This is a genomic window from Streptomyces sp. NPDC057963, from assembly GCF_042887155.1.
Taxonomy (GTDB): Bacteria; Actinomycetota; Actinomycetes; order Streptomycetales; family Streptomycetaceae; genus Streptomyces.
Genome location: NZ_JBHVPX010000052.1, coordinates 1 through 13,524, shown reverse-complemented (window position 1 = coordinate 13,524; position 13,524 = coordinate 1). Strand labels below are relative to the sequence as shown.

12 protein-coding genes and 2 pseudogenes are annotated in these 13,524 nt (G+C 68.8%); 7 read left to right on the top strand and 7 right to left on the bottom strand.

The features are described from left to right. Positions 1-285 precede the first annotated feature (285 nt). Positions 286-681, top strand: coding sequence for a hypothetical protein (locus ACFVT1_RS40565; RefSeq protein WP_389805708.1), 396 nt, complete (start codon positions 286-288; stop codon positions 679-681). Positions 682-876: 195 nt separating this feature from the next. Next, complete coding sequence (locus ACFVT1_RS40560; RefSeq protein WP_389805706.1) at positions 877-1,506, top strand: hypothetical protein; 630 nt, start codon at positions 877-879, stop codon at positions 1,504-1,506. Between the two features lie 138 nt (positions 1,507-1,644). Here the strand turns inward: ACFVT1_RS40560 and ACFVT1_RS40555 are convergent. Further along, positions 1,645-3,124: pseudogene (locus ACFVT1_RS40555) on the bottom strand (IS1182 family transposase). A gap of 76 nt (positions 3,125-3,200) precedes the next feature. Next, positions 3,201-3,770 (bottom strand): GNAT family N-acetyltransferase, encoded by a 570-nt coding sequence (locus ACFVT1_RS40550; protein WP_389805703.1) that lies wholly within the window; start codon positions 3,768-3,770, stop codon positions 3,201-3,203. 366 nt (positions 3,771-4,136) lie between these two features. Here ACFVT1_RS40550 and ACFVT1_RS40545 point away from each other — a divergent pair. Continuing rightward, positions 4,137-4,727: pseudogene (locus tag ACFVT1_RS40545) on the top strand (transposase); the annotation flags it as partial. 205 nt (positions 4,728-4,932) lie between these two features. Here the strand turns inward: ACFVT1_RS40545 and ACFVT1_RS40540 are convergent. The 3 genes from ACFVT1_RS40540 to ACFVT1_RS40530 all read right to left on the bottom strand — a co-directional run bounded on the left by ACFVT1_RS40540 (position 4,933) and on the right by ACFVT1_RS40530 (position 8,178). Continuing rightward, a complete protein-coding gene (locus ACFVT1_RS40540) occupies positions 4,933-6,237 on the bottom strand; it encodes an acyltransferase family protein (RefSeq protein WP_389805700.1) in 1,305 nt (434 codons plus the stop codon). Between the two features lie 135 nt (positions 6,238-6,372). Further along, positions 6,373-7,227, bottom strand: a complete 855-nt coding sequence (locus tag ACFVT1_RS40535; protein WP_389805697.1) for an SGNH/GDSL hydrolase family protein — start codon at positions 7,225-7,227, stop codon at positions 6,373-6,375. Between the two features lie 96 nt (positions 7,228-7,323). Further along, positions 7,324-8,178, bottom strand: coding sequence for a polysaccharide deacetylase family protein (locus tag ACFVT1_RS40530; RefSeq protein ID WP_389805695.1), 855 nt, complete (start codon positions 8,176-8,178; stop codon positions 7,324-7,326). Positions 8,179-8,322: 144 nt separating this feature from the next. Between ACFVT1_RS40530 and ACFVT1_RS40525 the strand changes: the two genes are divergently transcribed. Genes ACFVT1_RS40525 through ACFVT1_RS40510 form a run of 4 tightly spaced genes read left to right on the top strand, consistent with a single transcriptional unit; the run spans position 8,323 to position 12,104 of the window. Then, the gene (locus ACFVT1_RS40525; protein WP_383860825.1) at positions 8,323-9,018 is read left to right on the top strand and encodes a response regulator; all 696 of its coding nucleotides are present in this window, start codon (positions 8,323-8,325) and stop codon (positions 9,016-9,018) included. After that, complete coding sequence (locus ACFVT1_RS40520; protein ID WP_389805692.1) at positions 9,018-10,484, top strand: ATP-binding protein; 1,467 nt, start codon at positions 9,018-9,020, stop codon at positions 10,482-10,484. The genes ACFVT1_RS40525 and ACFVT1_RS40520 overlap by 1 nt, the downstream gene beginning before the upstream one ends. Next, on the top strand, positions 10,481-11,065 hold the full coding sequence (locus tag ACFVT1_RS40515; protein WP_389805689.1) for a hypothetical protein: 585 nt from the start codon (positions 10,481-10,483) through the stop codon (positions 11,063-11,065). The genes ACFVT1_RS40520 and ACFVT1_RS40515 overlap by 4 nt, the downstream gene beginning before the upstream one ends. 34 nt (positions 11,066-11,099) lie before the next feature. Then, complete coding sequence (locus tag ACFVT1_RS40510) at positions 11,100-12,104, top strand: Ku protein (RefSeq protein ID WP_389805686.1); 1,005 nt, start codon at positions 11,100-11,102, stop codon at positions 12,102-12,104. A 34-nt stretch (positions 12,105-12,138) separates the two neighbouring features. Here ACFVT1_RS40510 and ACFVT1_RS40505 read toward each other — a convergent pair whose 3' ends face one another. Together ACFVT1_RS40505 and ACFVT1_RS40500 are read right to left on the bottom strand one after the other, a co-directional pair. After that, entirely contained in the window at positions 12,139-12,441 is a 303-nt protein-coding gene (locus ACFVT1_RS40505) for a hypothetical protein (RefSeq protein WP_389805683.1), read from the bottom strand. Between the two features lie 92 nt (positions 12,442-12,533). Continuing rightward, positions 12,534-12,830 carry a hypothetical protein gene (locus ACFVT1_RS40500; RefSeq protein ID WP_389805680.1) on the bottom strand — a complete coding sequence of 99 codons (297 nt, stop codon included), beginning with the start codon at positions 12,828-12,830 and terminating at the stop codon, positions 12,534-12,536. Positions 12,831-13,524 lie beyond the last annotated feature (694 nt).

Genomic DNA, 13,524 nt, shown 5'->3' with positions numbered 1-13,524 from the left:
GCGGATAACCGGCGGGCAGAGCGCGCGGACGCCTGGCCCCTCGGGCCCTGGAAGCCGCCACCTTCAAGAGCCCCGCCGCCCCGCACCCGCCCGCCCGCCACCACCTCATCCAACGCGAAGCCCTACCCGCGGCCGTCCGCAGGCTCAAGGTCGACGCAGCCGAGGAATCCGGCTACAGCAGGGTCCTAGGAAAAGGAATGGCGCGAGCAGAGGGAGCAGCAGCTGGCGGAGCAGCGTGAGCGCAACGAGGCCGCCCGACGGGAGCGGGCGGAGCGGGCGTTGGCCGTGCAGCGTGAACAAGAGGAGGCAGCGGAGCGCCAGGCACAGCAAAAACGCGCCGAGAGGCTCGGTTACCTGGCGCCGTTCGTCATGGGGGCGCTGAAGAAGGCGGCCCGTGAGGAGCGGGTCACCACCTGGCGCGAGATGGGAGACAAGGCCGGGCAGCATGAGCTGAGCCGCCTCACCCACCAGGACAAACTGACACTGCTGGAGACAGCGGAGAACAAGACCCTCCCAGGCAGTCCCCTGTGGTCAGCTGTCCTGGCCGCCACCGGCAGCGATGACGCGCTGCGCCTGCACCGGGACCTGCTGCACCGCTTGCAACGTCCCGCGCCCGCCGACGACACCGGCCTCCTCGCCCAGATCACTGCGGAGTGCGCCCAGCTGCGCCGCCAGTGGTAGGAGCCTGAACGGCTTCTATAACTCCCGGCGCATCCAGAAGTACCTCAGTCCGGTCGAGTTCGAGGAGAAGCACTACGCCGAGTTGCTGTCTGGTTCGTTACTGCTCGTGCCCAGGCCGGTGCGCTGCTGGTGCTGGAGGCGGGCGGCGGTGGCGGCCTGCTCGTCGGACCTGTTCCTTCCCTTAGGTTCGGAGCCATGACCGACCCTAACGATCTTGAGAGTACGGACGGGATCACTTGGCTGGCCGACGTTTGGCACGCACAGGATCTGAATGTGACCTTCGCCCGCGGCATCAGCCCGGGAGAGCTGGTTATCCGCCTCGGGGCCGCCCCGGGAATGTCGCTGGACCGGATCACCGCCACGGAGGCGATCGGAATGACCGGCACTGACGGGTGCGCCCGCGTAGCGCGTTTCGGTGAGTGCGGCGGGTGGTCATTCGCGTTGGAGCCGATCTGCCCCTCGGCTGGCTGGTGGGGCAAGCCCGGCCTATCTGCGGGCGGGGTGGAGGTGCTGCATCTGACGCCGAAGGGCTACGAACCTCCGTCGGAGGCCTGGTACTACCGCGACGGGACCACCGTGGGTCACTTCAGCATCGGCGAGATACCCGACGGTGACATGACGTTCCTGGCCCCGGCGTTCGAGGCGGCCGGCCTCATCGATGATCCTGTGTTGTCTGAACGGCCGGAGGACTTCGATTCGGTGCGGGCGACCCTGGCGGTGCTGGAAGAGCACTTCGGGCTGTCCCTGCCACGAGACGCAGTCCTTGAGAGGCGCCTGCCCGCCGCGGTGACCGCGCTCACACACCCGGAGAACCTGGGCGACTAGCTAGGAGCGTGGGTCGGTAGTGGCCCAGCCGACAAGCGGCTGTGGATCGGCTGATGGCCGGTCGCCGCCGTTTGTTCGGGCCTGGTGCCGCAGTGGTGGGCTCGGTGGGCCGTTGTTCAGGGGGCTCCGGCCGGGCCGTCAGGCTCGGGCGGCGGCCAGCCCGGCGTTTCCGGCGTGCCGGAAGATCTTGCGGAGGTTGCGGCAGGCCGCCAGGAGTCGCCACTCGCCACGGGCCCCGTTCTCATCGCGCAGCAGCAGTTCACGGCCATCCTGGCAGGTCATAATCTGGCCGAATACGCGTTCGACGATGGCTTTGCGGCGGCTGCAGGCGGCGCGGCCGGGTTTGGTCCGCAGCTTGCGGGCCATGCGCTCACGGGCCGTGGCGTCCTGTGGGATGCGTCCGCGCGGTGCGGCGCCGACCTGCTCGTCGTGGGTCAGACGACCGGTGGCCATGAACGTGTCGGTGCCGTGTTCTTCCTTGCGGTCGGCCGCGGCCGCGAGGGTCGCCTCGGAGCAGTATCCTGCGTCGACCAGCGCCTGCTTGGGATGGGTACCGGTGTTCGCGGCGGACTGGTCGAGCATCATGGTGTAGTTCAGCACGTCCGAGGGGTTCGTCGTCACATCGGCAGCGGTGATGATCTGGTGCGCGCCGTCCACGACGGCCTGGGCGTTGTAGGCCTGGATGTAGGCCCCGTCGCTGTTCTTCATGATCCGGGAGTCCGGGTCGGTGAAGTTGGCCTGCGCCTTGTCCATCGGCCGCGTAACCTCGGCGGCCTTGTCTCCGGCGGCCTGCACGGCGTCGGGATTGTCGCCGGCACCGGACCGCCCCTGGCGTCGGCGTTCCTTGTCCTCGGCGTGGCGCCGGGCCCGCTCGGCGGCCTCGGCCTCGATCTGCGCGCGAGCGGCCTGCTTCTTCGCCAGGCGCTTCTCCCGCCGGTCCAGCTCGCCAGGCAGATCGGTGTCCTTGCCACCGCGGCCGAACTTCTCATCCTCGGCGGCGTCGACGGCGGCCGCGTCGGCCAGCAGCGCGGCCGCAGCGGCTTCGAGTTCTGCAATCTCCGCCTCGACGTGCTGCTCCTTGTCGACCAAGCGGGCGTAGCTCATCGCCTTGTGCTTTGAGGCATTGGCCTCAAGCTTCGTACCGTCCAACGCCACCCTCCCCATCTTCACCACGCCCAGCCTCTGCGCCAGGTGCAGCGACTGGGTGAAGATCCCGGCCAGGGCGTCCAGGTGCCGGGCCCGGAACCTGGATATCGACCGATGATCCGGGCCGGCCCCGGCGGCCAGGTAGCGGAACGCCACATCGTCCACGCACCTGCGCTCGATCGCCCGCGACGAGCGCACCCCGGTTGTGTAGCCGTAGATCAGCAGCCGGACCATCAGACGCGGGTCATACGGCGGGAACCCCGCGCTTCTCGGTGTAGGCCGCCAGGATCGGGGCCGGGTCCAGGACCTCGTCGACCAACTCGGCGGCGAACCGCGCCAGATGGTCCTGCGGCAACCACTCGTCCAGCGACGGCGGCAGCAACATCATCTGATCGGGGACGAACACCCGGAACGTCTTCTTCACCGGCACCGTCGGCGCGGTCTGCGGCTCCACCACCGCCGCCGTATCCACCTCGAACAGGCCATCCCCACCAGACTTACCAGGATTCTTCCTTACAGAAGATCATGAACAGGAGGCGACGTCGGGCTCAACTGCCTGATTGCCCGCCAATGTCCGCGGCCAGCGCCGCGTAGATGTACTCGCTGCCCCAGCGATCCCCGTCGAGGTCGTTCTCGACCAGGTGCGCCTCCCGACGCATCCCGAGGCGCTCACAGACCCGCACAGACCCGGTGTTCTCCACATCCAGCCGCGCGTAGAGCCGGTGCACGCCCAGCCTGTCGAAGGCAAACCCGGCCAACGCCACGGCCGCCTCGGTCGCATAGCCGTGCCCCTGGTGACGTGGGTCGAGAGTCCAGCCGATCTCGGCCTGGGCGGCGCGGGCATTGGCCAGGGTAAGCGTCACCTCGCCAAGGACGCCGGGCTCATCGCGTCGGCACACAGCAAGCGCCAGCTTGTCCCCGTCGGCGCACCAAACCGAGTGCGCCGCGCGCTCGGACGCAACCTGCTCGCTGCGCTCCCGCGTGTGCGCCGGCCGGTACAAGTAGCGCGCCACGCTCGGCAGGCTCTGGTAGGCGTACAGGTCGTCGGCGTCGCCGGGAGTGAACAGACGCAGCGACAACCGGGGCGTGGTCATCGGCAGCAGCGGGGCGATGTCCATGCGGACCTCCGGGACGCAGATTTGGATCAAGATGCGCATCTTCGCATCACGACTGACGGGCAGCCACGCCTTTTCAACAGCAGCGCCCGACAGCCCCACTCCACCACGAGGCGCGGCATTCCAGGAGTTGTTTACTGACCCGCGCTCCTAGCGACGCACGGCCGGGTCGTGCCGCGGGGGCCGGAAAGAGGATCCTCTCTCCGGCCCCGTTAGTCGTTTGCCGTGCCCTACGGGGCTACGGCTTGGGGTAGGTGCAGCTGACGCTGGCCGGGGCGGGTCGACGTGTACTCCCACAGCGGGCGCGCACAGGCCGCTGCGTCTTCCGCTCCGCAAGGCCAGGACCGCAGGCATCGCCGTGGACTCCCTCGCCGGCGCCGGTCCGACAACCCGGCTGTTCCCGTCGCGCACCTCCTGCACGAGATCAGGGAACTGGGCTATACCGGCAGCGCCAACCTGCTGGTCCGCTACCCCCAATCAGGGCCGCGCCGAAGGCGACCGCCCTGTGACGCCCCCCGCCGCCTCGCCCGGCTCCTGCTCACCCACCCACCCCGAGCACCGGTGGACCAGAGACACCGACCTGCTCGGCCTCCTCACCGCAGCGTGCCCGGAGATGACCGCACTCGCCCGGCTCACCGCCGAGTTCGCTGCGCTCCTGGCCACGGCCCAGGCCAACGACGACAAGCTCACCCAGTGGGTCGCCACGGTCCGCACCGCTGGCCTGCCCCACCTGCACAGCTTCTGCAACGGCCTCGAACTCGAACTCGACCGCGCCGCCGTGAACGCCGGCCTCACCCTGCCCCACCACAACGGCCGGACAGAAGGCGTCAATACCCGAACCAAGAAGATCATGCGGCAGATGCACGGCCGAGCAGGATTCGACCTCCTCCTCACCGCATCCTCCTGCAACAAGGAGAACGCACCGTCACCACCGACTACGGGACAGAGCCTGATTCCTGATAGACCCATCGGCACCAACGGCTACCTGAAGTTGAGCTCTGCGCTGGGCTTGCCGCCGCCCGGCCCACCGGGCATCGTCAGCTCCGAGGTGACCTTTTGGACACGTGGATCTCCTTGACTTGTCGGGAACTTCTCGGCGTCGGCCGCTTGCCGGTCGCGCCGATATTCAGAAGGCTCCGGCTCTTCGGGGGCTGTTGAGGGCTGATCACGGCGCTACGGCTTGACGAACGGCCCCTTCACGGCCCCGGTCCGGGGTGGGGCTCCGGCCGGAGACGAGTTGGGTGACGTCGACGGTGCCGGCCCCGGTCTGCGGCTCGGGGATGAGAGTCCATAGGGCTGCCAGTACGGCGAAGGTGGCCAGCAGAGCGGCGGCTCCTGTGCGGCCCTTCGCCCAGCGGGCCCGGAAGCGGATCGGGTCCTCGATCAGGACCTTGGAGAGCCATGCAGCCGCGAGGGAGACGGCGAGGATGACGGCCGTACGGCTCCAACCCGTCATGCCGAGGCGTTCCTCGTTCAGGAGCAGGTAGATGGGCCAGTGCCACAGATAGAGGCTGTAGGAGACCAGGCCGCACCAGCGCAGGGGAGGCGCGGCGAAGACGCGGCCTACGGTAGTGCGGGGTGCTTGGGCGAGGCAGGCGATGAGCAGGGCGGTGGCCAAGGCGTGGAGGAAGAGTCCGCCCTGGAAGAGGGAGAGGTCCTTCTGCCCGTCGGCCAGGGCCCAGTACGCCCCGATCCCGCATGCCAGGGCCAGACTCCCCCAGGCTGCGGCCCGTTCGCCGACGCGGGCCAGGAGGAGGGTGGCCGGTGGTGTGGCCATGAGGGAGCCGAGAAGGAGCGAGAAGGCTCGGGTGTCGGCGCCCTCATAGACGCGGGTGGTGTCGCCCGGGACGGTGAACACGATCATGAGGACCAGTGAGACGGCGGCTCCGGTCACGGCCACGACGGCGACACGTCGGCCACCGTTGCGCCCGCGGGCCAGCAGGCCGATGGCCAGGGGCCAGACCAGGTAGAACTGTTCCTCGACCGCGATGCTCCACAGGTGGCCGAAGATCCGGGTGTCGGCCGCTTTCCAGTATCCGACCTGGTCGGCGATGAAGTGCCAGTTGGCGAGGTTTGCCGTCACCCAGGGCGCGTCGTCGAGGGCGTAGCGGAGCAGGGGTGATGGACCGAGGGCCCAGACGAGGAACAGGGTGCCCGCGATCGTGACGGCGAGCGCCGGCAGCAGGCGCCGTGCGCGCCGCCCCCAGAAGGCGAGGAGGTCGATGCGGCCGCCCCGCGCCTGTGTCTCCTTCAGCAGGAGGCCCGTGATCAGGAAACCGGAGAGGACGAAGAACAGGTCGACGCCGAGGAAGCCGCCGCCGAAGTGGCCTGCGTGGAAGAACAGCACACCCAGGACGGCCAGGCCACGCAGACCGTCCAAGGGTGCGATGTGCCGCTTGTCGGACGGTGCGGGGACGGCCTTCGTGCAGGGGCGGCGATGGGTGCGCACGGGTTTCGTCGGGGTGGGCATGGGTCTCCAACGAGATGAGCGAGCCGGCCCGTTTCGGGCCCAGCACCAAGGAGGTCGAGGCGGACCGGGCACTGAACCCGGGCTGCCTTCCGGCCGGTATGCGTTCCGGCAGGACGATCGCTGTCCGGTGGTGGACTACTTGCAGCTGAGCTGGGCGTAGACCTTGTCGCCGGTCCACGACCCGGTGGCCCACTGGTCCACGGCGGCCGGGGTGAAGCCGTACTGCTTGTTCAGCTGTTCGCCGAACCATTTGGTGAAAGCGGCCGAGCCCTGCTGGCAGGAGTGGATGCCGTCCTTGCCGCGCTGTGCCGTGGCAGCCGTGTTGTCGGTGCCCCACAGGGCGGAGGCGTCGAGGAAACGGACCGTGTTCGGGTGCATGTCCGCGACCTCCTTGGCGGACTTCGGCGCGGTCTTGATCGCGGCCTCGTGTGACTTGTAGAAGTCGTCCACCTTGAAAGGGGGCGCGGACACGATGAGAAGTTCGGCGCCCGCATCGTTGACCGTCTTGGCCAGACGTTCGTAGGCCCCGCGTTGTTCGCCGGGGGTACCCCAGTCGTAGGTGGTGATCTGGTAGGCGACGACGTCCGGTTTGAAGGACTTCAGCTCTTTCGGGAGCCTCTCCCAGGTGGGCTGCGCGATCTCCCCGACGACACCGCCGCCCCCTGCGGCGGCGATCGACTTGAACTCCACGTGGCCGGCCTTCATCGCCGCGCCGAGGGGCGGTGCCTGAACCTCGCCGATGGAGTCGCCCATCCACAGCAGCCGGTGCGGCTTCGTGGCGTTCTTCCGGCCGTCGGGCGTCTGCTGGTCACCGGCCGTGGCAGTGCTGCGGTCGGCGGCGGTGTCGGAGCCGTTGCCGTTGCCGTTGCCGTTGCCGGAAGCTTGGCAGGCGGTGAGAGCGAGTGCGGCCGTCGTGGCGGCGAGGACGAGTCCCGCGGCACGGCGGGCGGGTCGCTGAAGAAGAGGGAAGGGCGTGTTCTTGCTGTTCATGTCTCCAGCAGAACCCGCGAGGAGGCCGCCTGGGCGGGCCATCATCGTTCCGTCACATGCCGGAAGAAGGACCGCTATACAGGGCGAGCAGTACGGTCATCCGGCCTTCGGGAAGCTGAAGACGTAGCGCTCTTCGACGAACCAGAGGAGAAGCCGTTCCAGCGCTTCCATCGTCTGGGCGCGGTTCCCGCCGCCGTCGTGGAGGAGAACCGTCGGCCCCGTGGAGAGCTGGTCCTTCACGGTGCGGACGATCGTGTCCGCACCGGGCTGCCGGAAGTCGCCGGGGTCGACGTTCCAGCCGAGGTTCCGCATCCCGTGGGCTGCCGCGATCTGACGGCTCTGCGCCGTGAAGGCGCCGCCCGGGGCCCGGTAGTACCAGATCCGTTCGCCACCGGATGCCTCGTCGATCATGCGCTTGGCGTCGAGGATCTCCTTCTCCTGGTAGGACACCGGCTTCTTGTCCATGGCGACATCGTGGCTGACCGAGTGATCGCACAGCCGGTGCCCCTCGGCGACGATCCGCCTGACGAGGTCGGGATGGGCGGCGGCATTGGGGCCGGTCAGACAGAAGACGGCCTTGGCTTTGTACCGCTTCAGCAGCTCCAGGGCCTTCTGAGTCCAGCGCGGGTCCGGACCGTCGTCGAGGGTGAGGTTCACCGACTTCCCGTCGTCCTCGGACTCCCGGACGATGGCCATGTCCACGGTCGGTACGGGCAGCGCGGGGTCGATCGTCGTGCTTGCCCCAGCCGTCTTGCCCCCGGCGGCCCCGGCGGTCCCGGCGGTCCCGGCGGCCCCGGCGGCCCCGGCGGGCTGACCGGCACCTCTCTCCGCCAGAGCCGCGAAGGCGGCCGTTCCGGTCAGAGCCAGAGCCGCGGCGGTGGCCACCGCCCGCCGTAGGGTGCCGACGCGCCTGCCGTTGCTGCCTCGGGTGTTGTTCGTGTCGTTGCTCATGCGCCCGACGGAACCGCCCGCCGTACCGCGAACGGCCGACCGTCACCGTTTCGTCAAGGAATGCGGAACCGGGCATCATACGCTTCCAGCACCCTTGTCAGAGAAGACCCCCATGCCGCGCAGCCGGAGAAGAGAGCACCACCGATGGCACGAGTCCTGCTCGTCGAAGACGACCCCGCCGTACAAAGGGGCGTCACCCTCGCGCTGAAGCGCCGTGGCCATGAAGTAGAAGTCGCGGCAAGCGGGGAGACGGGACTCCTCACCCTGGAACGCTACCGGCCCGACCTGGTGCTGCTCGACCTGATGCTGCCAGGGATGAGCGGCCTGGAGGTGTGCCGCCGGATCCGGGAGAGCAAACAGATCCCGATCATCATCCTCTCTGCCCGCGGTGACGAGATCGACATGGTCGTCGGCCTGGAAGCAGGTGCCGACGACTACATCACCAAACCCGCCAGCGGGGAGATCATCGAAGCCCGGATGAAAGCCGTCCTGCGCCGGGTCGCCCCCGCCCAGGACAGCCCCGCGGCCACGCCCACGGGGGCAGAGCACCATGGCGACCTCACCGTGGACCGCACCAGCCTGGTCGTGGCCAAGCACGGCACGGAGCTGACCCTGGCTCCCTCCGAACTCAAGCTGCTGCTGTTCCTCACCGCCACACCCGGTCAGGTCTACTCCCGCCACCAGCTCCTGGAACAGGTCTGGGAGCACTCCTTCTACGGCGACGTCCGTCTCGTCGACGCCTGCGTGATGCGGCTGCGCGCCAAGACCGAGGACGATCCGCGCAAGCCGGAGTACGTCCAGACGGTACGCGGCTTCGGCTACCGCTTCGGCCCCCTCTGATGAACCTCAAAATCCGCTTCCTCAGGGGGCTGCGGGCACGGATCGTAGTCGCCGTGCTGCTGGCCGTCGCCTTCGGCGCACTGCTCACCGCGGGCCTCACCTTCCACCAGGCCCGCTCCTCCGTCCTGGAACGCACTCAGAACACCGCCGTCGCCGACCTGCGCATCCAGCTCGACTCCCTCGCCCCTGGCCTGACCTTCCCACCCCGCGCCGAGGACCTGCGCGGCCTGTCCCTCCAACTCGACCGGGCCGGAGGCTCCCGCACCTGGCACTCCTCCGCCTCCTACCAAGGCGGCACACCGGTCCCGGCTTCCCCCGCACCCTCCGTGCCCAAAGAGCTCCGCGAAGCTGTCCAGGCAAGCGGCCAGGCGACGTACCAGCGCATCGAACGCGATGGCCGCCCCTGGCTGGCCGTCGGCATGCCCGTCGCCTACGCCGCGGAGCCCGAACGGCCCGCGAGCGCGGACAAGCTCTCCGGGCTAACCGTGTACGTCGCCTTGCCCCTCGACGCCGACCAGGCCGACATCTCCGCCCTGGTCACCGCCGCCGAAGCCGGGGCCATCCCCGCGCTTGCCCTCGCCCTCATCCCCGCCTTCTTCGCCGCCCGCAGCGTCCTGCGCCCCGTACGACGCCTGCGCAGCGGCGCCGAACGCATCACCGCCGGCGAACTGGACACCCGCCTCGGCACCGAGGGCCACGACGAACTGACCGATCTGACCCGCTCCTTCAACACCATGGCCGAAACCCTGCAAAAGGACGACGCCGAACTGCGCCGCATGGAAGCCGGAGCACGCCGCTTCGCCGCCGATGTCGCCCATGAACTGCGCACCCCCCTCGCAGCCATGACCGCCGTCACCGAGGTTCTCGACGAGGACGCCACCTCCGGCATCCTGCCCCCCGACACCGCCGACGCCGTCCAACTCATCTGCGAGGAGACCCGCACCCTCGCCCGCATGGTCGAAGACCTGATGGAGGTCTCCCGCTTCGACGCCAAGGCCGCCCCGCTGCACGCCGAGGAGCTGGACCTGCGCACCATCGTGACCAAGACCCTCCAACTGCGCGGCTGGGCCGACGACGAACGCGTCACCGCCGACATCCCCGCCCCGGTACCGGTACGCGCCGACCCCCGCCGCATCGACGTCATCCTGGCCAACCTCATCGGCAACGCGCTGCGCCACGGCCTCCCACCGGTCACCGTCTCCGCCCGCGCAGAGGACGACCACGCGGTCATCACCGTCACCGATCACGGCCCCGGCATCCCCGACGACGTACTCCCGCACATCTTCGAACGCTTCTACAAAGCCGACACGGCACGCACTCGCTCCGAAGGCAGTGGCCTTGGCCTGGCCATCGCCTACGAGAACGCCCACCTGCACGGCGGAACCCTGACCGCGGCAAACGCCCCCCACGGTGGTGCCGTCTTCACTCTCACCCTGCCCCCGGCCGACCCGCAGGAACAACGATGACCCGCCTCCCGTCCCGGTCCCGACGCACCTCCCGCACTACGGCAGCCGCCCTCGGGACCCTGACTCTGTCCACCTTGCTCATCGCCACAGCCGCCGGCTGCGCGATCGGCCCCACCAACCCCGTGCACGCCGGCCCCCCGGCCTCCGGCATCCAGCAACCCGGAACCGAAGCCCGCTTCGTACGCCTCTACTTCGTCGGCCCCACCGGCATCCGCGCCGTCTCACGCCCCACGGACCGACCACTCAGCCCCCAGCAAGCCCTCGACCTCCTCCTGGAGGGCCCCACCCCCGCCGAACGCCAACGCGGCCTGATCAGCCAAGTAACGCCGATGGCCAGCCAACTCACCGCCACCACGGCCGACGGAGCCGTCGATGTCCTCGTCCCCCAAAAAGTCAGCACCGGTGACCTCGACGTCACAGCGGTCAGCCAGATCGCCTGCACCGCCGCCCACGCCAACGTCCCCGGCAACAACCCCCCCACACAGATCGACATTCGCATCCACGAGAACCACATCCGCTCCCAGAACCCCTGGACGGTCCGCTGCGGCCCCAACGGCGATGTGACACCAGTAACCGGCTGACACAAGAGGCTCAGGCAGCACCATCGGCGACCGCGTGAAGATCGGGAACTACTCCAACGTGTTCGGTGCGGACGTGGGCGACGGGGCGATGATCTGCCCCGGCACGCTCGTCCTGGAGGATCCGGCCCCGCGGGCCACCACCCCCGACGGGCAGCGCAAAAGCCTCAAGGACTGGGCCCGTCACCCCGTCACCATCGGTACCGGGGCCACGATCGGGGCCGCGGCCGTCATCGTCAAGGGCTACGACACCAGCAGCGAGTACGTGATCGTCGAGCCCGAGGAACTCAACGGCATCGCGCCGGGCCGGTCCAAGGCCCTGAAGGTGTCCGAGTTCGTCGATCTCGACGCGGTGGAATCGGTCTTCTTCGACAAGACGTACTACCTCGGGCCGCGGGGCGAGCAGTACGGCAAGGTGTATGCCCTGCTCCAGCGGGCCCTGGAGGAGTCGAACAAAGCAGGGATCGCGACCTTCGTGATGCGCGGGCGCCAGTACCTCGTCGCTCTGAAGGCCGAGGACGACCTGCTGACCCTGCATTCCCTGCACTGGGCGGACGAAATCCGCGACCCCCACGAGGAGGTCCCCGACCTGCCGGGCAAGGCGGAGCCGACCGCCGCCGAGGTGAAGATGGCCCACCAGCTCATCGATGCCCTCACCGCCGACTGGAATCCGGAAGACTTCCACGACACCTTCCAGGAGAAGGTCGAGGCGCTGATCGAGGCCAAAGCCGCAGGCGAGGCAGTTGAGAAGGCCGAGCCGGCTGCGCAGCCGACCAGTGTGGTCGACCTGCTGGAGGCCCTGCGCGGCCGCGTCGAGGGGGCCCGCAGCCCGAAGGACACTGGTGAGAAGGCCGGCGCTTCCGGGAAGGCCGGGCGTGGGAAGAAGCCTGCCGCGAAGAAGCGCACCGGGGTCTCGGGCGCCGGGTCGCTGCGGTCGCTGACCAAGGCCGATCTGTACGAGAAGGCCACCAAGGCCGGCGTCAAAGGGCGTTCCAGCATGACCCGTGATCAGCTCGTTGACGCCCTCGCCAAGGACAGCTGAAGAGCTTCGGCGACGGGCGGGGACTCTCGCCCTCTCACGGCCCTGCCTCGGATGCCTCGGGCCCGATGACGACGAATTCCTCGCCATTCCAGTGCATGACCAGTTCCCGTACCCCGTCCGGTCCGCTCCGGGCTGCCCGCACCAGCTCGACCCGGCCCGCCATGCTCCAGCCGTGCTCCGCCCAGCACGAATAAGCGCTGATCAGGCAGGACAGCCGGATCAGTTCCCGGCGCAGCTCGGCCGCCCCAACGGCAGGCCGCAAGGCGAGCTCGTTGTAGATGCGGATCTGCCGGCGCCTGAGATCGATCAGGTCGTCGGGGAAACGCAAGGACGTCATCCACATATTCACTCAGGCGTTCGAATTTTGGTGGGGGTTCCCGCACGGCCCGGCGGCGCCGGCCCGGCCGGGGCCCGAATCAGGGTCGCCGCCTACTGGGCACCGGACCGACGACGAGCACGACCAGGAGCACCGGGGTCGACACCGCGCCGACGGCTGCTGCCGCCTGGCAGTTCTCCGTCCGGCCCGCGGTGCCCGAGTTTGACCGCGCCGGCTTCGCAGGCCATGCCGACGTCCTCGTCGGCGTCGAGCTCGTCGGCGCGGGTGATGAAGCCGCCAAGGTCCTTGGGCACGCAACCTCCGCCGAACCCGAGTCCGGGCCGCGTGCCGCGCCGTCCGATGCGGATGTCGTGGCCGAGGATGTCAGCAGTTGTGCAGTCGCTTCTCAAACGGCTCGGGAAGCGACTGCACGCTTGCAGCAACCATGGTGTCGACGTGTACGGAAGGCAGGGCGCATTGAGGTTCGGCAGACGATTTCGGAGCTCTTCCGCCCCCGCAGCCTGACCCCGATGTCGGCATCCTTGCCCTCGGCCCGGCCCAATTCAGCCACGGCGTCAGCAATCAGCCGCATACCCATCGGCGAGAGCCGCCCGCGTTCATCGACATCTCCGCCTGCCGGCGTGGGCAGGCAGGCGCCTCCCGAACCCGTCGAGAAGCGCTGTTTCCTCGTCACCTACAAAGCCATGTCACAGAATTTGCCAGCGGAGATGGCGGTCCTCCTGGCGGAGGCCTTGGATACGGTGCTTGACCTCTGCCACGCTGCCTGGGGTGTGATGAGCCTTCCGGGCGTTTGTCGTGATCACGCGAAGTTCCCGAATTCTAGTCAGCGTGCCGTACCCAGGCCAACGCACGACGTCCCAACCATAGGTGTCGGCGAACGCTTGGTAGTGCGAGAGTCCGTGCCCGAACCGTCGGCAGTGAACCTCCACAGTGACCAAGTCCCACTCCGGTTGTCCAACAGCGACAGTGAGCCTTTTCCAACCTGATACTTACGAGCTGGTGCGTGATTGCATTGGAGGCGTGAGGGCCTGAGCTGGGGGTTTGTGTCAGCCGGTGGTGTTGCGGTCGGAGACGAGGCCAGCG